Source organism: Salmonella sp. SSDFZ69, assembly GCF_004010755.1.
Classification (GTDB): Bacteria; Pseudomonadota; Gammaproteobacteria; order Enterobacterales; family Enterobacteriaceae; genus Salmonella; species Salmonella enterica.
In genome coordinates, this window is sequence record NZ_CP034831.1 from 392705 (window position 1) to 417570 (window position 24866).

19 protein-coding genes are annotated in these 24866 nt (G+C 54.5%); 13 read left to right on the plus strand and 6 right to left on the minus strand.

Annotated features, from left to right (window positions below; genetic code table 11):
• Window position 1: 1 nt before the first annotated feature.
• Together yrfG and igaA are read right to left on the minus strand one after the other, a co-directional pair.
• Window positions 2–670 carry a GMP/IMP nucleotidase gene (yrfG, locus tag EOS98_RS01795; RefSeq protein ID WP_001520508.1) on the minus strand — a complete coding sequence of 223 codons (669 nt, stop codon included), beginning with the start codon at window positions 668–670 and terminating at the stop codon, window positions 2–4.
• A gap of 64 nt (window positions 671–734) precedes the next feature.
• On the minus strand, window positions 735–2867 hold the full coding sequence (gene igaA, locus EOS98_RS01800) for an intracellular growth attenuator protein IgaA (protein ID WP_000104092.1): 2133 nt from the start codon (window positions 2865–2867) through the stop codon (window positions 735–737).
• 322 nt (window positions 2868–3189) lie between these two features.
• On the opposite strand from igaA, the gene nudE reads away from it, so the two are divergent.
• The gene (gene nudE, locus EOS98_RS01805; RefSeq protein WP_000045725.1) at window positions 3190–3753 is read left to right on the plus strand and encodes an ADP compounds hydrolase NudE; all 564 of its coding nucleotides are present in this window, start codon (window positions 3190–3192) and stop codon (window positions 3751–3753) included.
• A gap of 95 nt (window positions 3754–3848) precedes the next feature.
• Here the strand turns inward: nudE and mrcA are convergent, their stop codons facing one another.
• Window positions 3849–6401, minus strand: coding sequence for a peptidoglycan glycosyltransferase/peptidoglycan DD-transpeptidase MrcA (gene mrcA, locus EOS98_RS01810; protein WP_053445164.1), 2553 nt, complete (start codon window positions 6399–6401; stop codon window positions 3849–3851).
• 120 nt (window positions 6402–6521) lie between these two features.
• Between mrcA and EOS98_RS01815 the strand changes: the two genes are divergently transcribed.
• The 12 genes from EOS98_RS01815 (at window position 6522) to trpS (ending at window position 16807) form a co-directional block, all read left to right on the plus strand.
• Entirely contained in the window at window positions 6522–7301 is a 780-nt protein-coding gene (locus EOS98_RS01815) for a hypothetical protein (RefSeq protein WP_023198911.1), read from the plus strand.
• Window positions 7301–7840, plus strand: a complete 540-nt coding sequence (locus tag EOS98_RS01820; protein WP_000951387.1) for a PilN domain-containing protein — start codon at window positions 7301–7303, stop codon at window positions 7838–7840. Before EOS98_RS01815 ends, EOS98_RS01820 begins: the two co-directional genes overlap by 1 nt.
• Window positions 7824–8297: a hypothetical protein gene (locus tag EOS98_RS01825; protein ID WP_126523790.1), complete on the plus strand. Its 474-nt coding sequence runs from the start codon at window positions 7824–7826 to the stop codon at window positions 8295–8297. The genes EOS98_RS01820 and EOS98_RS01825 overlap by 17 nt, the downstream gene beginning before the upstream one ends.
• A complete protein-coding gene (locus EOS98_RS01830; protein ID WP_126523791.1) occupies window positions 8287–8688 on the plus strand; it encodes a HofP DNA utilization family protein in 402 nt (133 codons plus the stop codon). The genes EOS98_RS01825 and EOS98_RS01830 overlap by 11 nt, the downstream gene beginning before the upstream one ends.
• The gene (gene hofQ, locus EOS98_RS01835) at window positions 8603–9841 is read left to right on the plus strand and encodes a DNA uptake porin HofQ (RefSeq protein WP_000832811.1); all 1239 of its coding nucleotides are present in this window, start codon (window positions 8603–8605) and stop codon (window positions 9839–9841) included. The genes EOS98_RS01830 and hofQ overlap by 86 nt, the downstream gene beginning before the upstream one ends.
• A 464-nt stretch (window positions 9842–10305) precedes the next feature.
• Window positions 10306–10827: a shikimate kinase AroK gene (gene aroK / locus EOS98_RS01845; protein ID WP_000818621.1), complete on the plus strand. Its 522-nt coding sequence runs from the start codon at window positions 10306–10308 to the stop codon at window positions 10825–10827.
• 56 nt (window positions 10828–10883) lie between these two features.
• Complete coding sequence (gene aroB, locus EOS98_RS01850; protein ID WP_126523792.1) at window positions 10884–11972, plus strand: 3-dehydroquinate synthase; 1089 nt, start codon at window positions 10884–10886, stop codon at window positions 11970–11972.
• 97 nt (window positions 11973–12069) lie between these two features.
• Complete coding sequence (damX, locus tag EOS98_RS01855) at window positions 12070–13347, plus strand: cell division protein DamX (RefSeq protein ID WP_031606030.1); 1278 nt, start codon at window positions 12070–12072, stop codon at window positions 13345–13347.
• A gap of 180 nt (window positions 13348–13527) precedes the next feature.
• The gene (gene dam / locus EOS98_RS01860; protein ID WP_000742132.1) at window positions 13528–14364 is read left to right on the plus strand and encodes an adenine-specific DNA-methyltransferase; all 837 of its coding nucleotides are present in this window, start codon (window positions 13528–13530) and stop codon (window positions 14362–14364) included.
• Between the two features lie 17 nt (window positions 14365–14381).
• Window positions 14382–15059 carry a ribulose-phosphate 3-epimerase gene (rpe, locus tag EOS98_RS01865; protein ID WP_000816286.1) on the plus strand — a complete coding sequence of 226 codons (678 nt, stop codon included), beginning with the start codon at window positions 14382–14384 and terminating at the stop codon, window positions 15057–15059.
• Complete coding sequence (gene gph / locus EOS98_RS01870; RefSeq protein ID WP_047605611.1) at window positions 15052–15810, plus strand: phosphoglycolate phosphatase; 759 nt, start codon at window positions 15052–15054, stop codon at window positions 15808–15810. Before rpe ends, gph begins: the two co-directional genes overlap by 8 nt.
• Window positions 15803–16807 (plus strand): tryptophan--tRNA ligase, encoded by a 1005-nt coding sequence (trpS, locus tag EOS98_RS01875; RefSeq protein WP_000165562.1) that lies wholly within the window; start codon window positions 15803–15805, stop codon window positions 16805–16807. Before gph ends, trpS begins: the two co-directional genes overlap by 8 nt.
• A 144-nt stretch (window positions 16808–16951) precedes the next feature.
• Here the strand turns inward: trpS and EOS98_RS01880 are convergent, their stop codons facing one another.
• From EOS98_RS01880 to cysG, 3 genes are all read right to left on the minus strand, one after another.
• A complete protein-coding gene (locus tag EOS98_RS01880; RefSeq protein ID WP_000472323.1) occupies window positions 16952–17122 on the minus strand; it encodes a YhfL family protein in 171 nt (56 codons plus the stop codon).
• Between the two features lie 192 nt (window positions 17123–17314).
• Window positions 17315–23155: an autotransporter domain-containing protein gene (locus tag EOS98_RS01885; RefSeq protein ID WP_127821134.1), complete on the minus strand. Its 5841-nt coding sequence runs from the start codon at window positions 23153–23155 to the stop codon at window positions 17315–17317.
• A 328-nt stretch (window positions 23156–23483) separates the two neighbouring features.
• On the minus strand, window positions 23484–24857 hold the full coding sequence (gene cysG, locus EOS98_RS01890) for a siroheme synthase CysG (protein ID WP_000349897.1): 1374 nt from the start codon (window positions 24855–24857) through the stop codon (window positions 23484–23486).
• Between the last annotated feature and the right edge of the window lie 9 nt (window positions 24858–24866).

Consider the following 24866-nt stretch of genomic DNA (forward strand, 5'->3'; position numbering starts at 1 on the left):
TTCACATCAGCGAGGGGATCAGACGGCGGTAGTCGTTCAGGGACGGATGGCGCGTATAGTGCTTTTCCGCCAGACCGGAATCGGGATTCGTCACGCCAAGACAGTAGCGAATACCAAACCGGGCGGCGGCGTCGAGAATCGGTTCGCTGTCATCGATAAACAGCGTTTTCTCTGCGCTTATTCCCGTTTCCTCAGTGACAGCGCGCCATAACCGCTGATCCTCTTTGGGATAACCAAATGTGTGGGTGGAAAGTAATAAATCAAGGTGTGAGGCCAGACCGGTATGCTCCAGCTTCACCGCCAGGTTATGTGGATGCGCATTGGTGAGCAGAATCCGACGTTTTCCGCTGGCTTTTAACGCATTCAGAAACGGTACGGTATCGTCGCGCAAAACGGCGCGCGGCCCTTGCGCCGTCGTCATGGCGCAAATATCCAGACCCAGACGCTCGCTCCAGTAATCCAGACAGTACCAGTTTAGCGTATGCTGTACGGCATGATACTGCTGACGAATATATTCCTGCGCGTCCTGCGGCGAAATACCCTGCTGCGCGCCGTAGGTTTCCGGTACCAGCTTTTGCCAGAAATAGTTATCGAACGCGAGATCGAGCAGCGTGCCGTCCATATCCAGCAAAACGGTATCCACGTTTTGCCAGTCAATATCAATATGCATGGGGAACTCCAGGGTAACGCAATTTGCGCGACAGGGTAGCATACCCTGTCGCACGGCGGCGCTATCAGATGAGATTTTCCGGAGAGACGGTTAACCTGGGATTGAGGCAGCTTTCATAGTATTCCTGGATGTCCGCCATACGGGTACGGTGGCGTTGATAACGCCTGAACGCCTGAATGCCGTTGTAGACCGCGCTCACTATCATTGCCAACATCAGCAGCGTGGTACCGAGGTAACGCCACCAGCCGGATTTATCGGGGATACGATGCAGGCTGATATGCTGCGTACCGTTGGCATCGGTATACACGCTGGTGACAATGCCCTCGGCGCTAAATGGCGTCTGCATGAGTGTTTGCGCCAGACGCTGGAAGGCGCTCCACTGTTCCTGCGCGGGATAGTCATACAGCGGCGTTGACGGCCAGGCCTGATCAACCAGTTCGCTGCCTTCATCGCTGGCAATCAGGAATCCGCCGGGAGCGGGACTATTCAGCGACTGGGCGGCACGCGCGGTCTCGCGAGAAATAAACGGCGCCGTTGAGGTCGTGACCAGATTTTCCAGCGACTCTGCGCTTACGGGGCGTAGCAGCACGTTGACGCCGTCCAGTTTGCCGGCGTTCGCGCGTTTCACTAGCGCGTTCCAGTCCTTACTGTTACCGAGATTAACCAGCGCATTTTTCAGACGCACACACTCGTCTTCCGCCGCGCACAAATCAGCGGTTTTCAGAACAATATCGCCAAAGTCATCTAATAATACCATGCCCGATTTTTGGATCGCGGAGCGTAAAGATGCGCTTACGCGCGAGTCGTCTTCGGGTTTTGGATGGAGCTGACGATTTACCGCCTGGCTTAGCGCCATCGCTTTATTCACCAGGTCTGATTCCGGCAGCGGTAGCGCAGGCGCGTCATTCCAGATGATTTGCGAGCAATCGAACGGCATAAACGGTGAGTTAGACTGGCCGCTCCAGGTCGCGCCGGAATGAATATTACACATTCCTTTACCGCTCAGGTGCAGCGTATCGCCCACCCGCACGCCAGCTTTTTCAAGCTGTTTTACCGTTGTCGCTTCAATGGTTTGCGCGCCTTTCATCCACGATAGCGTGAACTTAATTGGCATATCCAGCGGGATCCAGAACAGCAGCATAAACAACACCAGCAGCGAACCGATAGCAATAACAGTGCTGCGTAACCAGTGCTGCAACGGAAAGTTTTTCACTTCATCATGCAGGGATAAAAACCGGCCCTGGCGCGCGACATGGCGATCAAGGTAAATATCAATATCCGTTTGTTGCCCAAGATCCTGCGTAATGTAGGGTTGCCAGTGGGCAGGGTAAATAAGGTCGATGATGCCCAGCGAAATATTGTTAATCTGCTCCTGATTATTCTCCCCAAACAGTCCCCAGCGGCGGGGCGTTCCCCGCAGACAGTGAATTTCCCGCAGCGCGCTTTTCGACGGCGGCGCAAAAAGCCCCCAAAGTCCGGCTGCCAGCAGCAGGATCGCGCCGCCTATCATCCACGGTACAAAAACGTCTGGCGTTATCAGGCAGAAAAAGAATAACAAAAAGGAGGCGACGATTAACAACGCTTCGCGCAAGCCAGCCGGGCGGCTGAGCGCATATTCTTCGTGGGTCTCCTGACGGATATTCAACAGCTCAATCTGCTCGCTCTCTTCGCCGCGAATCGACGCCTGCGTAGAGGCCGTATTCTGTAGCGCGTAGCCGCGCGACTCCTGCATATACTCTTGCAGCGTATGGCCGTTTAAAGAGATCACCAGCGGCAGCGTATCCGTGAGGATCAGCTCAACGTTGTTTTCATCATTGATGTACTGTTCCCAGAAAGGCGGCAGATGGACTTCGACGGAGTCGAGGTAGTAGCGCCATTTATTAGGATCGTCAGTGGTAATGCCGTAGCGGGTGATGGAGTGGGTCAGTATCACGACACTGTTGCTTTCCGCGTTCAGCGTCAGCGAGATGGGCGCAGCACTGGCGCCTGTCGGCCCCGGAACTTGCTGGATCTGGCTAAGGTTATCGAGATAGTTTTCTACCGCGCTGCGCTCTTCGGGCAACAGTTTACGCGTTTGCGCGTCCTGAAAGGCGCTGATCCACGGTAAACTCCCTCGTCTGGACTTTACCCGGAACCGCCATATTGCCAGTAGAGAGCAGGCCAGCAAAGCAGCTATAAAAATCAGAATGGTGCTCATGCTTTCCCCATCTTACTAAGTCTGTCAGGCGTGGTCAGTCGCACCCTGTCCAATAAACATTTTTCTGTGGTTGGCTATCGGCAAGCGTGGAGTTGAACTTGAGCATTGTAAAGCGCATCCCAGTGAAGGCAAATCATAGCAATACCACCAAAAACGGAATATCAGCAAATTCCTGGAGTTATTTCAACCTATTGACTTTTAATTTGAAATAAGAATTAATTTTTATTACGTTACATAAATGTAAATAAACGGCAATTCGCATTGCCGAAACCGTGCGGTATGTCGCACAATGACCACAGATTACACTGCAAAGATTCTCACAATGAGCAAATCATTACAAAAACCCACCATTCTGAAAGTGGAAACCGTCGCACAATCCCGACTGTTTAACGTAGAAAGCGTGGATCTGGAGTTCAGCAACGGCGTGCGTCGCGTGTATGAACGTATGCGACCATCAACCCGTGAGGCGGTAATGATTGTGCCGATCGTTGATGAGCATCTGATTCTTATTCGTGAGTATGCGGTGGGAACCGAATCCTATGAGCTGGGCTTCTCGAAAGGATTGATCGACCCGGGCGAGACCGTTTTTGAAGCGGCGAACCGGGAGCTCAAAGAAGAGGTCGGGTTTGGCGCGCATAACCTGACCTTCTTAAAAAAACTCAGCATGGCGCCCTCTTATTTTTCCAGCAAAATGAATATCGTGGTGGCGGAAGATCTCTATCCGGAGTCGCTGGAAGGCGACGAGCCTGAGCCATTGCCGCAGGTACGCTGGCCGCTGGCGCATTTAATGGATCTGCTGGAAGACCCCGATTTTAACGAGGCCCGCAACGTCAGCGCGCTGTTTCTGGTACGCGAGTGGTTGAAAGCGCAGGGCCGAATTGCCTGATGGCGCGGCGTTGATCAAGCCAACGGAAAGTTTGTCTCCCCGTTCGCCGTCATCCGCTAAACACAATAAAAAAGGCGCCGGAGCGCCTTTTTTGATCAGAACAGTTCGTGTGTTTCACCATTATCAATAATGGTAGTTCCCACCTCGTGTACCGCCTGTTGTGTCGGCTGCGTGCCTTCGATGAAATACTCTTCACGGCTGTTACCGCCGCTCGCCAGTTGTCCGGTACTGCGGTCGATATTCACCGTGACGATGCCCGGCGGCGGCGTTAGCGGCTGTTCCGGCACGCCTTCCAGCACGGCTTTCATATAGGCGTCCCATGCAGGTTGCGCGCTCTTCGCGCCGCCCTCATAGCCGGAGATTTGATCTTTGATCGCGCCGGAAGCGGTGGTGCGGCCTAAATCACGGCGGTGATCGTCAAAGCCGATCCATACGGAAGTGACGACGCCAGGGCCATAGCCGGAGAACCATGCGTCTTTCGAGCTGTTGGTCGTACCGGTTTTGCCGCCGATATCGCGACGTTTAAGGTCACGCGCCGCACGCCAGCCGGTACCCATCCAGCCGGGTTCGCCGAAGATATTGGTGTTCAGCGCGCTTTTAATCAGAAACGCCAGCGGTGTATTGATCACATGCGGCGCGTACTCCTGCGTGCCGTTTTGCGCGACCAGCGCCTGGTTTGCCTGTTCCAGCTCAGGCATCGGTACGGCGCTGTTTTGCTGCTCTTGCGAAACCGCGACCTCTTCCACATTGGTGTTTTCCAGCACGTCGGATTTCTGCGTATTGCCGTAAATGACCGGGATATCGCACTCCGGGCAGGCGATTTTCGGTTTCGCTTCGAAGATCACGCCGCCCTGATCGTTCTCAATCTTGCTGATGAAATACGGGTCGATCAGGAAACCGCCGTTCGCCATCACCGCATAACCGCGCGCAACCTGCATCGGCGTGAAGGAGGCGGAGCCCAGCGCCAGCGATTCGGTATGCACGATATTCTGCGCCGGGAAGCCGAAGCGTTGCAGATACTCCGCCGCATAGTCGACGCCCATGGCGCGCATGGCGCGTACCATCACCACGTTTTTCGACTGCCCCAGCCCCTGGCGTAAACGAATCGGTCCGGCGTACTGCGGCGGGGAGTTTTTCGGACGCCAGTCTGAACCTGCCCCGGCGTCCCAGCGGGAAATCGGCACATCGTTGAGCATACTGGCGAGCGTCAGCCCTTTATCCATTGCGGCGGTGTAGAGGAACGGTTTGATGTTCGACCCCACCTGACGCAAAGCTTGCGTCGCGCGGTTAAATTTACTCTGATTAAAATCGAAACCGCCGACCAGCGCCAGTACCGCGCCAGTTTGCGGGTTAAGCGAAACCAGTGCGGAGTTCACTTCCGGTACCTGCGCCAGCCACCAGTCGTTATCCACCTGACGAACCCAGATTTGCTGACCTGCCTGGACGACATCGGTAACTTTACGCGGCGTCGGCCCCTGCTGTGTATCCGAACGGTAAGGCCGCGCCCAACGCATTCCTTCCATATGTAGCGAAACGGACGTACCGTCGGCAAGCGCAGCGGTCGCCTCTTGCGGATTAGCGCTGGTGACCACGGCGGGAAGCAGCGGTCCGTAGGTCGGCAACGCTTTCAACGTATCGGTAATTTTTTTACTGTCCCACGCCGTTTCGCCCACTTTCCATAGCACATTCGCCGGGCCGCGATAACCGTGGCGCATGTCATAGTCCAGCACGTTATTACGCACCGCCTGTTGCGCGGCCTGCTGCACTTTGCGGGTGATGGTCGTGTAAATACGATAACCATCTTCATAGGCGCTTTCGCCATAACGGTTATACATTTCCTGGCGCACCATTTCCGACAGATAAGGCGCGGAGAAGGCGATTTCCGGCGCGTGATAATTTGCGTCGATAGGTTCGCTACGGGCCTGATCGTACTGCGCCTGAGTGATATATCCCTCGCTTAACATTCGCGAAAGCACTACGTTACGGCGCGCTATCGCCCGATCCATCGAGTAGAGCGGGTTAAAGGTAGAAGGCGCTTTAGGTAGCCCGGCGATAACCGCCATTTCGCTTAGACTAAGCTGGTCGACCGTCTTACCAAAGTAGACCTGTGCCGCCGCGCCAACGCCATAGGCGCGGTAGCCGAGATAGATCTTGTTCAGATAGAGTTCGAGGATCTCATTTTTATTCAGCAACTGCTCAATACGAATCGCCAGAAACGCTTCCTTGATCTTGCGCATCAGCGTGCGTTCGGGGCTAAGGAAGAAGTTTCGCGCCAATTGCTGGGTAATGGTACTTGCTCCCTGCGATGCGTGACCGGAGAAGAGCGCGACGCTGGCCGCACGGAAAATACCTACCGGGTCAATGCCGTGATGCTCATAAAAGCGGCTATCTTCGGTGGCGATAAAGGCGTTGATCATTTCCGGCGGAATTTGATCGAGCGTAACGGGAATACGACGTTTTTCGCCATATTGCGCGATAAGTTCGCCATCCGCGCTGTAAACCTGCATCGGAATTTGCAAACGCACATCTTTCAATGTCGCGACGTCAGGTAGCTGTGGCTCAATATAGCGATAAAGGCCATAAATCGAGCCTGCTCCCAGCAGGATGCAACATACTGCAAGGATCAATAAATACTTTACGAACTTCACTGGAGATTTCCCATTTAGTGTCATTTGGGCAGTTTATAAACAAACGCGCGGTAGTATAAAGGCAAGCCAGACGCATTGATATACCCGTTAACGCGACGGGTGATAAGGAGATCGACCGTTATGGCTTTTAAAACCTGGCAAATAGGATTGCATATTCAGCAGCATGAAGCGCTGGCCATCGCCGTTATTCGCGGCGCATCGGGCTGGTCCCTGCAACGTTGGTGGCGACTGCCGCTGATGAACGCCTCCACGGCAGAGGGTACGATTCCTGACCCGCAATCGCTGGCTCACGTACTGCGACCCTGGAGCCGCGAGCTGCCGCTACGTCACCGTATTTATCTCTCTTTTCCCGCAAATCGGACATTGCAACGCGCTTTTCCACATCCGCCGATGCGTCTGCGGGAACGTGAGCAAGTCGCATGGCTTTCACAAACGATGGCGCGTGAGCTGGATATGGATCCGGACTTATTGCGTTTCGACTTTCAGGACGATGCGCTGAGCCCTGCGTTCAACGTTACCGCCGTGCAAAGCAAAGAAATTTCAGCGCTGTTAACGCTGGCGCAAACGCTCAATGTGCGCATCGCTGCTGTAACGCCCGATGCCTGCGCGTTACAGCGCTTGCTGCCGTTTATACCTTCGGGGCGGCAATGTCTGGTCTGGCGCGATGAGAGCCAGTGGCTGTGGGCGACGCGCTATGCGTGGGGACGTAAATCGGCGCGCGATGCGACGACGCTGCATGACCTTGCCGCGACGTTATCCGTCGTGCCGGAACATATTTCGTTATGCGCCGAAGGCGAATTCGACCCCTGGCGCGCCGTTACCGTCCGCCAACCGCCGGTTCCGCCGGACGGTTATCGCTTTGCGATTGCGCTGGGTTTAGCCATAGGGGAGATACGCTGATGGCGCATTCTGTCAATTTGCTCCCCTGGCGGCGCCAACATTACGTAGCGCGTCTGCGGCTGTGGTGCGTGGTATGGGGCGCGTCCCTGCTGCTGATAGCAAGCCTCGCGACGATCGCCCGGTTGGTTTTTTGGCAGGAGGGGAGGATTAACGAGCTGCTACTGACGGCGGAAAACGGACGCACGACGGCGCTTGCGGCGAACATACCGCAGTTGCAGCAGCGTCAGCGGCAGCAACAGGCGCGATTACAACGTCAGGCGCAGCGTGAACTGACGCAAGCCTGGCAATCTATCTTGACTGACCTTGCCAACCTGTTGCCAGATCAGGCATGGCTGACAAGCCTCAATTATCAGCAAGAGACGCTAGAGCTGGAAGGGCTGGCGAGAACGTTTGACGCCCTGCTTACGCTTGAAACATCGCTTCGTCACTATGTCAGTTTTCCGCTAAACCGCACGGGCGCCACGCGGCAGGATGCGCAAGGGCGCTGGCAGTTCCATTATCAGTTAACGAGGAGCGCCGCCCGTGAACGCGCTCTTTGATATCTGGTACGGGATGTCGCGCCGTGGTCGGGTTTTTGGTTGGTGTGCAGGCGTGCTGTGCCTGACGCTGACGGTTGCGTTATCTGTGGGCTATCCCGGCTGGAAAACGCTGGATACGCAACAAATGCGGTTAAGCCAGCAGCGCGAGGCCGCCCGGCAACAGTGGCGTCATCTGCGCCGTCTGAGCGTCGCGGCTGAACCGCTTTTCGGGGGCACCGTTGAAAATCCGCGTCCTTTTTCGCCGTTAGATTTCCAGGCGCCTCCCCTGCGTTTGCTGCACTGGCAGCCATCGGCGCAGGGGGGAGAAATGGCGCTGAAAACGTCCTGGGATGCGGTGCCGTCGCTGTTTGTCCGGTTGGCCGAAAGCGAGATGAGCGTAAGTCGGTTTTCATTGCGTAAAGAGGGGGCGGAATTATTGATGATGCTGCAACTGGAGCGCCTGGCGAATGAAGGCTAGCTGCGGTGTATTGCTCTGTTTTTGTTTGCTGATGTTGACAGGAATGCGCGATCCCTTCCGCCCGCCGGAAGATCGCTGCCGGATAGCGGAACTCTCGCAGTGGCGGTATCAGGGCGCGGTGCGTAAAGGCGAGCGATGGACAGGCATTCTTAAAGACAGCCAGCAAAAATGGCGGCGAGTGGAAGAAGGGCAGACGCTGGAAAACGGTTGGACGATTGTCCACCTGACGGCGGAAACCTTAACGTTAACGACCGGTAAAAATTGTGCGCCGCCGCAGTGGCGGTGGCTACGTCAGGGAGCGGACAATGAAGCGATGGATAGCCATAATACTGATAGCCTTGATGCCCGCCGCGCAGGCGGGAAAAGCGGCGAAAGTGACGCTGGTGGTTGACGACGTCCCTGTGGTGCAGGTTTTGCAGACTTTAGCCGAGCAGGAGCGGCAGAATCTGGTGGTGTCGCCGGACGTCAGCGGGACATTATCGCTACATCTGACGGATGTGCCGTGGAAACAGGCGCTACAGACGGTGGTCAATAGCGCTGGGCTGGTGCTGCGCCAGGAGGGGAATATTCTCCATGTTCATTCCCAGGCCTGGCAGAAAGAACACAGTGCGCGGCAGGATGCCGAGCGGTTAAGGCTTCAGGCTAATTTACCGCTGGAAAACCGCAGCATTAGCCTGCAATACGCCGATGCCGGCGAACTGGCGAAAGCGGGCGAGAAACTCCTGAGCGCGAAGGGAACCATCATGGTAGATAAGCGCACCAACCGCCTGCTGTTGCGCGATAACCGCGCGGCCCTGGCGGAGCTGGAAAAATGGGTATCGCAAATGGATCTGCCGGTGGCGCAGGTGGAACTGGCGGCGCATATCGTCACCATTAACGAAAAGAGTCTACGGGAACTGGGCGTAAAGTGGACGCTGGCTGACGCGACGCAAGCGGGCGCGGTGGGTGACGTGACGACGCTTTCCAGTGATTTATCCGTCGCCGCCGCCACCTCACGCGTCGGGTTTAACATCGGGCGCATTAACGGACGCTTGCTGGATCTGGAGCTGTCAGCGCTGGAGCAAAAGCAGCAGTTGGATATTATCGCCAGCCCCCGGCTGCTGGCTTCCCATCTGCAGCCAGCCAGTATCAAGCAAGGCAGCGAAATTCCTTATCAGGTTTCCAGCGGCGAAAGCGGCGCGACCTCCGTGGAATTTAAAGAAGCGGTGCTGGGAATGGAGGTGACGCCCACCGTTTTGCAAAAAGGGCGCATCCGCCTGAAGTTACATATCAGCCAGAATGTCCCCGGTCAGGTACTACAACAGGCTGACGGCGAAGTGCTGGCGATAGATAAACAGGAAATTGAAACGCAGGTAGAGGTAAAAAGCGGCGAGACGCTGGCGCTGGGCGGTATTTTTTCGCGAAAAAATAAATCGGGTAGCGATAGCGTGCCGCTGTTGGGGGATATTCCCTGGCTTGGTCAGCTCTTCCGCCATGACGGCAAAGAGGACGAGCGACGCGAATTAGTGGTGTTTATCACCCCCAGACTGGTGGCGACAGAATAATTTATGCATAAAAAAGCGCTGTTTTTGCACTGAACGCATCTGCGGGATTTGACGTGCGGATGTATTTAGCATACAAGGAGTACCGATTTGAGAGTCGTGCTTTTCGTTGCTTACGCATTGATTAATGCGCTTTGCCTTGCCGAAGGTGTGCATAAGACCGATGATAAACGGCTGAATGTCCGCTGATGCAGACGTATTGGTTCTGCGGGTTGCGCACAATTGTTTGAAAGTAGAGCAATTTGTAGGCCGGATATGTTGTTCTGGTCGCCATCCGGCAACGCTAACTCGGGTTTTGCAACAATCAGGCTTGGTGATTTATTCAGTTGCCAAACCCGCTTGAGTATTGAGATAATTTTCAGTCTGACTCTCGCAATATCTTATGAGGTTTCAGTTCATGTCCTGCTGCGCTGGGTGTCTGTGAAGCGGGTTTACCATTAACGAATAGTCTTAGTAGTACCGAAAAAATGGCAGAGAAACGCAATATCTTTCTGGTTGGGCCTATGGGTGCCGGAAAAAGCACTATTGGGCGCCAGTTAGCTCAACAACTCAATATGGAATTTTACGATTCTGATCAAGAGATTGAGAAACGAACCGGAGCTGATGTGGGCTGGGTCTTCGATGTTGAAGGTGAAGACGGCTTCCGTAATCGTGAAGAAAAAGTTATCAACGAATTGACGGAAAAACAGGGTATTGTGCTGGCAACCGGCGGTGGCTCTGTAAAATCGCGTGAAACGCGTAACCGTCTCTCCGCGCGTGGCGTCGTGGTCTACCTTGAAACGACCATCGAAAAACAACTGGCGCGCACGCAGCGTGATAAAAAACGCCCGCTGTTGCAGGTTGAAGCGCCGCCTCGCGAAGTTCTGGAAGCGCTGGCTAACGAACGCAATCCGCTGTACGAAGAGATTGCCGACGTCACCATTCGCACCGACGATCAAAGCGCTAAGGTTGTGGCGAACCAGATTATTCATATGCTGGAAAGCAACTAATTCAAGCAGAATACGCTGGGTAAGCGGGCACAAGTAACTAAGGTGGATGTCGCGTCATGGAGAGGATTACAGTCACTCTCGGGGAACGTAGTTACCCGATCACCATCGCGGCTGGTTTGTTTAACGAACCAGCTTCATTCTTGCCGCTGAAATCAGGCGATCAGGTCATGTTAGTGACCAACGAAACCCTGGCGCCGCTTTATCTGGACAAGGTTCGCGGCGTACTCGAACGGGCGGGCGTTAACGTAGACAGCGTGATTCTTCCTGACGGCGAGCAGTATAAGAGCCTGACGGTGCTGGATACGGTGTTTACGGCGTTACTGAAAAAACCGCATGGTCGTGATACCACGCTGGTCGCGCTTGGCGGCGGCGTGATTGGCGATCTTACCGGTTTTGCGGCGGCCAGCTACCAGCGAGGCGTACGTTTCATCCAGGTGCCAACTACCTTACTGTCGCAGGTTGATTCTTCCGTGGGCGGGAAGACCGCCGTCAACCATCCCCTTGGCAAAAACATGATTGGCGCGTTTTACCAACCCGCTTCTGTGGTTGTCGATCTTGATTGCCTGAAAACGCTTCCCGCACGCGAACTGGCATCGGGACTGGCAGAGGTGATCAAATACGGCATTATACTTGACGCGGACTTCTTCACCTGGCTTGAGGGTAATCTGGATGCGCTATTGCGTCTGGACGGCCCGGCGATGGCGTACTGTATTCGTCGTTGTTGCGAGCTGAAAGCCGAAGTTGTTGCCGCCGACGAGCGTGAAGCGGGCTTACGTGCTTTACTGAATCTTGGACATACCTTTGGCCACGCCATTGAAGCGGAAATGGGATATGGCAATTGGTTACATGGTGAAGCCGTTGCCGCAGGTATAGTGATGGCTGCGCGCGTATCCGAGCGTTTGGGGCAGTTCAGTTCTGCTGATACGCAGCGCATCATCGCTCTACTCGAACGGGCCGGGTTGCCAGTCAATGGCCCTTGCGAGATGTCCGCGCAGGACTATTTGCCGCACATGCTGCGAGATAAAAAAGTGTTAGCGGGGGAGCTGCGTTTAGTGCTTCCGCTGGCCATAGGGAAAAGTGAAGTGCGCGGCGGAGTGTCGCACGAAGTCGTTCTTAGCGCGATTGCTGACTGTCAGCAGGCGTAACAACAAGAAAGGTCAGACTGATATTGCGTAGATGTCAGTCTTTTAGCTTCAGGTTATGTGCAATGTCGTAAGCATTAACCTTTGAGTGGGGTGTTAAATGGATGAATTCAAACCAGAAGACGAGCTGAAACCCGATCCCAGCGATCGTCGTACTGGTCGTTCTCGTCAATCTTCAGAACGCGATAATGAGCCGCAGATCAACTTTGATGACGTTGATCTGGATGCCGACGATCGCCGTCCGACGCGTACGCGTAAAGCGCGTAGTGAAGAGCCTGAAGTTGAAGAAGAGTACGAATCCGATGAAGACGATACGGTGGACGAGGAGCGTGTTGAACGCCGTCCACGTAAGCGTAAAAAAGCGGCCCATAAGCCAGCCTCTCGTCAGTACATGATGATGGGCGTTGGCGTACTGGTGCTGCTGCTGTTGATTATCGGTATCGGCTCCGCGCTGAAAGCCCCCTCAACGTCTTCCAGCGAGCCGTCGGCCTCTGGCGAAAAGAGTATCGATCTTTCCGGTAACGCCGCCGATCAGGCAAATGCGACCCAGCCTGCGCCGAGCGCCACCTCCGCAGAACAAACCGCGGGCAATACGTCGCAGGATATTTCGTTGCCGCCGATTTCTTCAACGCCGACGCAGGGACAGTCGCCTGTGGTCGCTGACGGTCAGCAGCGCGTGGAAGTGCAGGGCGATCTGAATAATGCGCTGACGCAGAATCCAGAGCAGATGAACAATGTTGCGGTGAACTCTACGTTGCCGACAGAGCCTGCAACCGTCGCGCCAGTTCGCAATGGCAGCACGACGCGTCAGGCGGCGGTTAGCGAACCTGCTGAGCGTCATACCACGCGTCCGGAACGTAAACAGGCCGTCATTGAACCTAAGAAACCGCAGACCACGGCGAAAACCACCACTGCGGAACCGAAGAAACCGGTCGCGCCAGTGAAACGCACGGAACCGGCAGCGCCAGCCGCGACGCCGAAAGCGACCACCACGACGGCTGCGCCGACAGCGACGGCAAGCGCTGCGCCGGTACAAACCGCGAAGCCAGCGCAAGCCTCGACGACGCCTGTCGCAGGCGGCGGGAAAAGCGCCGGCAACGTTGGCGCATTAAAGAGCGCGCCATCCAGCCACTACACATTGCAGCTCAGTAGTTCTTCAAATTACGACAACCTGAACGGTTGGGCGAAGAAAGAGAACCTGAAAAATTATGTGGTATACGAGACGACGCGTAATGGACAACCGTGGTATGTGCTGGTAACGGGGATGTATGCTTCGAAAGAAGATGCTAAACGTGCGGTGTCCACCTTACCTGCCGATGTGCAGGCGAAAAACCCGTGGGCAAAACCGTTGCATCAGGTTCAGGCCGATCTGAAATAATCCAGGCTGTGTCCTGCAATTGCCTGTGAGTGTCGCTGACAGCTATTTTTGTTCAGGACAGGCGCGAGGGGCGCATTTGCTACCGTCAAATGCGCCGTAAAGCAACGCGGCACAGCCTAAAGCGCAGGATGCTGTCGGAGCTTTCTCCACAGCCGGAGAAGGTGTAATTAGTTAGTCAGCATGAAAAAAAATCGCGCTTTTTTGAAGTGGGCAGGGGGAAAATACCCTCTGCTTGATGATATCAAACGACATTTGCCAAAAGGCGAGTGCCTTGTTGAACCTTTTGTGGGTGCCGGATCGGTGTTTCTTAACACCGACTTTTCTCGTTATATCCTCGCCGATATCAACAGCGACCTTATTAGCCTCTATAACATCGTGAAGTTACGTACTGACGAGTACGTACAGGCTTCGCGCGAGCTGTTTATGCCTGAAACTAACCAGGCTGAGGTCTATTACCAACTCCGTGAGGAGTTCAACACCTGCCAGGACCCCTTTCGTCGGGCGGTACTGTTTTTATATCTGAACCGCTACGGTTATAACGGACTCTGTCGCTATAACTTGCGCGGGGAATTTAATGTACCGTTTGGTCGTTATAAAAGACCTTACTTCCCGGAAGCGGAGTTGTACCACTTTGCAGAAAAAGCGCAGAATGCGTTCTTTTACTGTGAGTCATACGCAGACAGTATGGCGCGTGCGGACAAGTCGTCGGTGGTCTATTGCGATCCGCCTTATGCGCCGTTGTCCGCCACGGCTAACTTCACAGCGTATCACACCAATAGTTTTAGCCTGACGCAACAAGCGCATTTGGCGGAAATCGCTGAGAATCTGGTCAGTAACCGGATACCGGTGCTCATTTCCAACCATGATACGGCGCTCACACGCGAGTGGTATCAACTCGCAAAATTGCATGTCGTCAAAGTTAGACGCAGTATAAGCAGCAACGGCGGCACACGTAAAAAGGTGGACGAACTGCTGGCTCTGTACCAACCAGGAGTCGCAACGCCTGCAAGAAAATAATTCTCAAGGAGAAGCGGATGAAACAGTATTTGATTGCCCCCTCAATTCTGTCGGCTGATTTTGCTCGCCTGGGTGAAGACACCGCCAAAGCGCTGGCTGCCGGTGCTGATGTTGTACACTTTGACGTCATGGATAATCACTATGTGCCGAACCTGACTATCGGCCCGATGGTGCTGAAATCCCTGCGTCAATACGGTATTACCGCGCCTATTGATGTCCACCTGATGGTCAAGCCAGTCGACCGTATCGTGCCCGACTTTGCCGCCGCTGGCGCGAGCATCATTACCTTTCACCCGGAAGCCTCCGAACATGTTGACCGCACGCTACAGTTGATTAAAGAACACGGCTGTAAAGCGGGGCTGGTATTCAACCCGGCAACGTCGCTCAGTTATCTCGATTACGTCATGGACAAACTGGATGTGATCCTGCTGATGTCCGTGAACCCAGGCTTCGGCGGCCAGTCTTTTATTCCGCAGACGCTGGATAAACTGCGCGAAGTGCGTCGCCGCATTGATGCCTCCGGTTACGACATTCGCCTGGAAGTGGACGGCGGCGTGAAGGTGAACAATATCGGCGAGATCGCCGCAGCAGGTGCGGACATGTTTGTTGCGGGGTCGGCAATTTTCGATAAACCCGACTACAAAAAAGTGATTGATGAAATGCGCAGTGAGCTGGCAAAGGTAAGTCATGGATAAGTTGCAGCATATTCGGGGCGTCGCCTTTGATCTTGACGGTACGCTGGTGGATAGCGCGCCGGGTCTTGCCGCGGCGGTAGATATGGCGCTGTATGCGCTGGAACTGCCGGTCGCGGGCGAGGAGCGCGTGATTACCTGGATTGGTAACGGCGCAGACGTATTGATGGAACGCGCGCTGACCTGGGCTCGCGAGGAGCGCGCCACGCTGCGTAAGACGATGGGGAAACCGCCCGTTGATGAAGATATTCCTGCCGAGGAACAGGTACGCATTCTGCGTAAACTGTTCGACAGGTATTATGGCGAAGTGGCGGAAGAAGGCACTTTTTTATTTCCGCATGTCGCCGACACGCTGGGTGCGCTGCACGCCAGCGGATTGTCATTAGGTCTGGTGACCAACAAACCGACGCCGTTCGTCGCGCCGTTGCTGGAATCGCTTGATATCGCCAAATACTTTAGTGTGGTTATCGGCGGCGATGATGTGCAAAATAAGAAGCCGCATCCGGAGCCGCTGTTGCTGGTGGCAAGCCGGCTGGGCATGATGCCGGAGCAGATGCTTTTTGTCGGCGATTCGCGTAATGATATTCAGGCTGCAAAAGCGGCGGGTTGCCCTTCGGTTGGCCTGACATACGGCTACAATTATGGCGAAGCGATCGCTCTTAGCGAGCCGGACGTCATTTATGACAGTTTTAACGATCTTTTGCCCGCACTTGGGCTTCCGCATAGCGATAACCAGGAAATAAAAAATGACTAAGCCCATCGTTTTTAGTGGCGCACAGCCCTCAGGTGAATTGACCATTGGCAACTATATGGGGGCATTGCGTCAGTGGGTAAACATGCAGGATGACTATCATTGCATCTACTGCATCGTAGACCAACATGCTATTACCGTGCGTCAGGACGCGCAGCAGCTACGTAAAGCGACGCTGGATACGCTGGCGCTGTACCTGGCATGTGGTATTGATCCTGAAAAGAGCACTATTTTCGTTCAGTCCCATGTGCCGGAACATGCGCAGCTTGGCTGGGCGCTGAACTGCTATACCTATTTCGGCGAGCTGAGCCGTATGACGCAGTTTAAAGATAAATCTGCGCGCTATGCGGAAAACATTAACGCCGGCCTGTTTGATTACCCGGTGCTGATGGCGGCAGACATCCTGTTGTACCAAACCAATCTGGTGCCGGTAGGCGAAGATCAGAAGCAGCATCTGGAACTGAGCCGCGATATCGCCCAGCGTTTCAACGGGCTGTATGGCGATATTTTCAAAGTACCGGAACCGTTTATTCCAAAATCCGGCGCGCGCGTGATGTCGCTGCTGGAGCCGACAAAGAAAATGTCCAAATCGGACGATAACCGTAATAACGTGATCGGCCTGCTGGAAGATCCGAAATCGGTAGTGAAGAAAATCAAACGTGCGGTCACTGACTCCGACGAGCCACCGGTAGTACGTTATGATGTGAAAGAGAAAGCGGGTGTCTCTAACCTGCTGGATATTCTTTCCGCCGTGACCGGTCAGAGCATTCCTGAACTGGAAAAACAGTTTGAAGGTAAAATGTATGGCCATTTGAAAGGCGAAGTGGCGGAGGCGGTTTCCGGAATGCTGTCTGAGTTGCAGGAGCGCTATCACCGTTTCCGCAACGACGAAGCGTTCTTGCAGAAGGTGATGAAAGACGGGGCGGAAAAAGCCAGCGCACGTGCGGCCGAAACGCTGAAAGCCGTTTACGAAGCCATTGGCTTTGTGGCGAAACCGTAAGGGTTATTGCTTGCCCGATGGCGCTAGCTTATCGGGCCTACAAACGAGCGTAAGTTGGACAAGGCATCTGCGCCGTACCGTTTATCAGACCTGTAAAAAAACCGGGAAAATCCCGGTTTTTTTGTATCTGCGCAGTCGTTTCTATTATTGATCTGCAGCCGGGCCGCAACCGCCAATAATTTTAGAAATAGAAATTGCAGGGTGCAGCAAATAATCGTAGCTGCAGTTATTTTTTTTGTTTTCGATATGACCAGTACAAGCAGTGAGCGTCGCCAGAACCCCTGCCACAACGGCAATTTTTACAAATTTAAACATTTCAAAATCCTTGTTGATAAAACGAGCACTACTGGTGGAATAAATATAAGATCTATTTAGCGTATAGTACGATAGCAATTATTAAACTATACAGGTAGTCCAAATAAGGACTTTATCTTTACCAGGGGATATGATTTAAAAAGGCCGCTTAATAATAAGCGGCCTTTATTAGTGTTATATAATGTCGTTTATTTAACGAAATGTTTTCTTAACGTTAAGCATAAAGCCTTTATCGCTGATACCGTCTTCCTTCCACTGGTAGGCATCCAGATGTAGCGCGGTATCATTGCTGCTGTATTTCACGCCGATGGTTGCCAGACCATTAACGCCGCCGCCTTTTTGACCGTCATCCACGCCGAACGATTGACCCGCCGCACCCTGTAATGACGCTGTACGCTGGCTCTTGCTGTAGCTCAGGTTCGGGCCGCCTTCCAGGGTAGCGGTAGCGCTCCAGCCGTCTTTCCCGGCGTAATCCAGCTTCAGGCCGACAATAGAGTCTACCGCCGTTTCGTTGCCAGAGTTCATGGACAGGTTAAAATCTCCGGCGCTGCGCTCTTTGTAGCCATCTTCCATGGTGTGACGGAATTTCACTCCGGCATACGGCGTGACTTTCAGCGTATCACTCATCATGGTGAAAGTTTTCGCCCCTTCACTGCGAAACTCAAGGTACTGCTGACGCATGTCGGAATCGGCAATTTTGTTGACATCGCCATAGGCGACAGAACGGCTGCTGTCGAGGTTATGCACGTCATAGCGCAGGCTGTTGTTCCACGCCAGACCTTCATCAAACGCCATGCTGTGCTTCAGACCAAAGAACTGACTGTAGCCGCCGGTCAGGCCGTTATCGCCTGCGGTTTTCGAACCGTCGCCATCCAGACGCGCAATACCGTACTCCAGCGTCAGATTCTGGCTGGCGGTGAGATCCAACGTCTGGCGTAATGCCAGCATGTCGTACTGGGTGTCGTTGCCCAGTTCAGCGCGCGGATCGCCTTTCGCCACTACGTTAAACGCCAGGCCATCTTTAATTTGCGGCGCGGCGTCGGCCAGCATGGTAAAGCGGTTGCTGAGTACACGCGCTTCACGGAATACCGTGGTGGCTTGAGCACCGCTCACCTGCTTAAGTGCGCTGTTCAGCTCGGCGGTAGTACCCACGTTAAGGCTGGTGTACAGCTCGTTGTTGGTGTAACCGGCGTCCAGCGCCTGCGCCACGTCGCTTACCGAGCCGTCGGTCGCCACATCGGCATAGGCGTTTTTAGTCATGGTGACGTCAACGTTGCCGTCGGCATCCTGGCTACCCTGGGCGTTCCAGACTACGGAAGTGGACTGAATCGCGCCTGCGTCGGACAGGTTGCTGCCCTCAACCACGTTGTCAAAGCTGACGGTGGTGTCGGCGGTGCCTGCGGTGAACCCGGTGTTAATTTCCACACCGTTCATGCTGGCATTGCTGACCATCAATTTACCGGCGCTACCATCAGCGCTGGTGCCGACCACGTAGCCCGACAGGTTGTTGGTGGCAGATGAATCTGCACTGTCGCTGGTGGTAACGGTCGTCGAGCCATCGGTAATGGTGGGTTCCGTGGGGGCAGTGAAGTCAACATAATGCACTTCCGTACCGTCGCCGTTTTCGCCGCTGCCTTCAATGGTTTTACCGTCCTGCTTGATAAAGCCGGAACCGGTCACGCTGTTATCAATGTAGACCGTGCCGTTGTTGACGATATGGCCGTTGCTGCCCAACTGGCTGAAGGCGTAGGAGTCGCTGGCGTAAATATTGATGGTGCCATTGTTCTCGATCACTGCATCGGATTTTGCATCTGATTCCAACTGCATCCCGACCATTCCGGTTTGCGTGGTGCCGACTGTACCCACATTGATAGTGCCGTTATTGACCATCTTCGCGCTGCCGTGCGCCGACATCGCCACATTGTTGGTTTTATCAATGTTGATGGTGCCGTCGTTAATCGCCTTGCTGCCGCCGTTATTTTTCGCCGTGGTGATCTGCCCGTTAATAACACCGGTGCTGCCGTTATACAGGGTGTGCCCGCTCCCGCCGGTGGCAATATCGGCATCGCTATTCACCGTTCCCCAGTTATTGAAGGCGCCAGCCCACAGGCCGTCGTTTATTAGCGTTACAACGCCGCCTTCGAGGTTATTAAACGTACCGCCTTTATCAACAGAACCATTGTTGATGATCCCTGCGTTATTAACGGTTGCGGCACCGGTAAAGTTCAGCTTATCGATTTCGCCGCCTGAGTAGTTATTCAGTACCGTACTGCCCGATGCGCCGACCCAGGCCGATACTGTGCCTATGTTATTCATGGTGCTGGCCCACTGCTCAACCGCGTTCATGGAGCCGCTGTTGTTGATAATGGAACCCGCTACCGTGGTACCCGTTTTCCCGGTCACGGTGCCGGTATTGTTGAACACGCCGCCGTCTACGGAAACGGCAGCCGTTGTTCCCTCGTTGGTATAGACGCCGCCTTTGTCGATGCCGACGCTGCTGATGCTGCCGGTGGACTCGTTGGTGACATCACCGTAATTTCTGACGGTGACCTTGCCGCCGCTGACGATGCCTGCGTTGGTGACGTGTACGGTCTGCGTTGCGATCGGATTGGTGATGATGGTTTCACCGGTCAGCGTTTCACCCTCGGCGGTAATCTCATCACCATCTCTAAAGGAAAGGGATACATTGCTATCGGTTGGGTTGTACTCGTCACTGTTCTGGCAAGCGCTGTCATAGCAAACGGTGCCGTAGTTAACTACGGTGCTACTGCTGTCGGTCAGGAAGGGCTGGCCGTAATCGGCATCAATATTGATGATGCCGGTGGTGTCGTTGATGACGGTGCCGCCATTGAGCGCCGCCATCCCGACCAGCTCGTTTGCCTGGCCGGTCACGCCGTCATCGGCGGTCAGGGTGATTGTGCCCTGGTTAATGGCGGTGCCGTCCTTGAGCGCCATCATGCCGAACCCGGCGTTATTAACGGTAATGTTGCCGGTGTTGATTGCGGTGGCGTCGCCTTCACCACTGTTGGTGGAGCCGACCACCATCCCCGAACTGGTGAGATAAAGCTGCGACGGTTTCCAGTAATTTGTGTCGGTGATGTTGTTTTCATCATCCAGCGTCGGGACAAAGCCGTCCAGATAGATATCGCCTGCGTTTGACGCTGTTCCTTTGCTGGCAGCGACGCCATATACGCCCGCGCCCTGCAAATGGATAGTGGCGCCCTCATCGTTAACGACATCGCCATAATCCGAAGCCATCATGGCGTAAAAGGTGTGGGTGTACCATTCCAGTGGGTATGTGCCAATACCGCCATTGCTCTGCGGCGTCTGGTTAGAAATGATGGTGATATCGCCGCCGGCTTTGTTATGAACAGCCGCTCCCTCGCCACTAGCCCTTGTGATGGCTGCACGATCCTCACTGCTGTTGCTACTGGTCGCGTAGACAAAAATATCTCCGCTGTTGCTGACTTCCGCGCCGTTATCTGCGCGAATGACGGAATACACGCCATGGCTTGTAATATCGCCTTTATTTTCAATTGATGTGCCTTCGCCATCAGCCATCAGCAACGCGTTGTAGGTGTAATAGCCTGTGGGTATATAACTGACATTAACGTCAACAACTGAGTCATCACCCAGAATCAGGGAGCCGCCGTTGTTGACCCGCGCCAGTACAACGTGACCCCCCACTACCGTGTTGGTATCAATGGTAGAATGACCGTTTAGCGTAACGGTACTGTTACCGCTGACGCTGATGCCGGTAATGTCTGCAGAGGTTCCATCAAATGGATCCTCGCTGTGGGTGATATTAATACCGCCGTCAATCTCAACGTCGTTATCATCACCTGTTACGCTCAGGCCAACAACGTCCAGGTATTGTCCGCCGGTGGCGGACAGATCGTTGTCATCAATATTCAGCGCGCCATTAAGGGTAACGGTATTGCCGTTACCGCCGACGACAACGCCGGTTAACGGGGGAGCCCCGGCAGCCAGATCATCCTGCCCGTAGTCGGCGCTGATATTTACGTTGCCGGTGATATCAACGGCGTTGCTGTCGCCGCTCACGTTCACGCCTGTCGCTGAGCTAAATACGCCTTCGCTGTCCTGGACTGAGACAACGTTAATATCGCCATCCAGCGTAACCTGCGACATATCGCCGCTCACCAGCGCGCCAGTGCCGTTAAGGCTGACGTCAATATCCCCTTTGTTTTTGAAGGTGTTTTTTTCGCCTGCAACCACAAAACCTATGGAGTCTGCATCACGTACGGTGGCGTTGCCGGTATTTTTTGCTTCATTTCCGGTGCCATAGGTGATGATGCCCATCGCGCCGTCGGTGACCAGCAGATCGCCCGCCTGGGTCAGGCTGCCGTTGTCGCCGTTGATAATCACGGCGGCAGAGCCCGCGCCATCCACCGCGATATCACCGGTATTGGTGGTATGGGCGTCGTCGCCGTCAATGCGCGTACCGACGGCGCCGCCGGAGATAGTCTGATTACCTTCGTTGATAACGAGCGCGTTGTCGCCATCGATATACAGCGCCGTGGAGTCCGCGCCGCTGACGGTAGTGCTCCCGGCGTTATCGATAACCACGTTATCGCCGGTAATGTGGCCGCCGGTGCCGCCATCGGTGATGGTCATATCACCGTCATTGTTGACGCGGGCGTTATTGCCGTTAATGACGGTGCCGGTGGAGCCTGCGCCGCTGATGTCAGAGGTACCGGTATTCTTAATCGTGGCGTTGTCGCCGTCGATGATGATGGCGGTGCCGCCGCCGCTCACGGCAATGTCACCGGCGAAATTGGTGGTGGTTCCGTTGCCGGAAATCAGCGCGCCGGTGGCGTTGTCCACCGTTGAGTGGCCCGAAATGGTGTTGGTGGTGCCGTCACCGGAGATAACCATGCCGGTGGCGCCGCCGGTCACACTGGAGTCCCCGGTGAGCGTGTTGACGGTTCGATCGCCGGAAATAATCACGCCGGTGCGATCCTGGCCGCTGATATCCATGCCGCGATCGGAATTATGCTCCTGGTCATCGCCGCTGATAACGGTGGTTTTATCGTCGGCAATAATCAGATAGCCACGGCTGTCGTACTTCCAGTAGAGACCGTTTTCCTGGGTGCCTTCAATCACGGCGGCATTGGCGTCGGTCACGTCCCAGCCGGTGACGTTCAGCGTTTTACCGTCTGCGGTGGTGAGCTGCCACTGGTTGTCCGGTTCTGAATAATTCCACACGGCACCTTCGAGAACGCTGCCGCTATCCAGTTTGAAGCTATCGAAGGCCAGGGTGTCTTTGCCTTTATCGATGGTGACGCCGTTGCTGAAGGTAGTAACAGAGTCATCTGGGGGCGTGTCGTCGTCGTCGTCGTCGTCGTCGCCGCTATCATCGGGCGGGGTTACATCGTCATCGCCGCTATCATCAGGCGGGGTCACATCGTCATCGCCGCTATCATCGGGCGGGGTTGCATCGTCATCGCCGCTATCGTCGGGCGGGGTTACATCGTCATCGCCGCTGTCATCGGGCGGGGTTACATCGTCATCGCCGCTATCGTCGGGCGGGGTTACATCGTCATCGCCGCTATCGTCGGGTGGGGTTACATCGTCATCGCCGCTATCATCGGGTGGGGTTACATCGTCATCGCCGCTATCGTCGGGCGGGATCACATTGTCATCGCCGCCATCGTCAGGCGGGGTGACGTTGCCGCCATCGTCGGGTGGGGTAACGTCGCCGCCATTATCGGGCGTAGGGGGGGTATAAGAATGATTAGAATCTCCGCCACCGTTATTTTCAACGCCAATAGCCACACCTGCGACCAGTGCAGCAACGCCGCCAGCAACCCAGCCCCAGTGATTATCATTTTCAGGTGTAGCAAGGCAGGTCGGTGAGAGTTTTGCGCGTTTTTCTTTAGGCAGGGAGGAGATATTACTGGGACATTCTTTTTCATCATCGTTATTTTCTGCGGCGATGGCCGGAATGTAATAACTTTGTAGCGTTAAAGCGATAGCGATAGAAATAAGTTTTTTCTTTTGCATAGGGTTCATCCTTAATTAATATTTTCCTTGCGTACTAAACATATGCAGAGAGCGGTACAGGCAATGATGAAATGGCCAGAAGAAAAATTATGCTTTAGTGTTTATTTTATCACCCGATAACCAGGTCAGGTCAAATTGAGTGCTTAACGGTGTTATTTATTGTATGAATGAATAAGGGGTGAATTTGACGAGTAAAAGGGTTTTTAGGCAGAATTATTACTATTTAAATTTTTCTGGTGTATTTAAAGTTGATTTCTTAATTCACTTTTAAGTAAAAATAATTTGAGATTACGAGTAGTTGTAAAATAAAGCCCTGTTATTCAGGGCATTATTTTAATTAATAATTAGAGAACCAATTTAATTTATCGCGTAAGCCAACGACCCGGCCAACGATAATCAGCGCCGGGCTTTCAACCTGTTGCGCTAATTCACCAAGCTGCGTCAGCACACCGTGGACGACGCGTTGCTTCACAGAGGTACCGTTTTCTACCAGCGCAACCGGCATATCGGCCTGCATACCGAATGCGATCAGTTTTTCCTGGATAGTCGCTGCCTGATTCAGCCCCATGTAGAACACCAGCGTCTGTTTTTCTGCCGCCAGGTTTTCCCAGTCCAGCTCGCCGCCGGTTTTCAGGTGACCGGTGACCAGACGTACGCTCTGGGCGTAATCGCGATGGGTTAGCGGAATACCGGAGTAGGCGGAGCAGCCGGAAGCCGCGGTAATCCCCGGCACTACCGAGAAAGGAATACCGGCATGACACAGCGTTTCCAGCTCTTCACCGCCGCGACCAAAGATAAAGGGATCGCCGCCTTTCAGGCGTACCACGCGTTTACCTTTTTGCGCTTCACGCAGCAGGATCTGGTTGATTTCTTCCTGTGGGACGCAGTGGTAACCCGCGCGTTTCCCCACAAAGACCCGATCGGCATCGCGGCGTACCAGGTTCATAATGTCGTCGGAGACGAGGCGATCGTAAACCACGATATCCGCCTGTTGGATTTGTTGTAACCCTTTCAGCGTCAGCAGTCCGGCATCGCCCGGCCCGGCACCGACCAGCACGACTTCGCCACGGTGATCCAGCGGTTCGCTAAACAGGCGTTCGGTTGTCGCGTTAACCGCTTTCTCATCGGCATTCGCCAGCGACTGCGCCAGCCGGTCATTGACGAAAAATTTTTCCCAGAAGCGACGACGCTCGCCCATCGTGGCAAACTGCTTTTTCACTCGGGCGCGGAGTTGCCCGGCATAGCGCGCGACCTGCCCCAGATGCTGCGGCAGCAGCGATTCCAGCTTCTCGCGCAGCAGACGCGCCAGCACCGGGGAAGTGCCGCCCGAGGAGACGGCGACCATCAGCGGCGAGCGGTCAATAATGGAGGGCATGATAAAGCTGGCGGCTTTCGGCGCATCCACCACGTTGCAAAAGATACGGCGTGACTCCGCCGCGTCGCTGACGCGCTGGTTGACGGTATCGTCGTCAGTGGCCGCGATCGCCAGCCAACACGAGTCGAGAAGCGTTTCGTCGAACGGTCCCTCAACCAGAGTCAACATGCCTTCATTTGCCCATACGGTGAACTGTGGAATGAAGGTTAGCGCATTGACCGTTAAACGTGCGCCTGCTTCCAGCAGTAACCGTGCTTTGCGTTCTGCGACATCGCCACCGCCGACGATCAGACAGTCGCGGTCGCGTAATTGACAAAATATAGGCAAATGGTCCACGACATTACC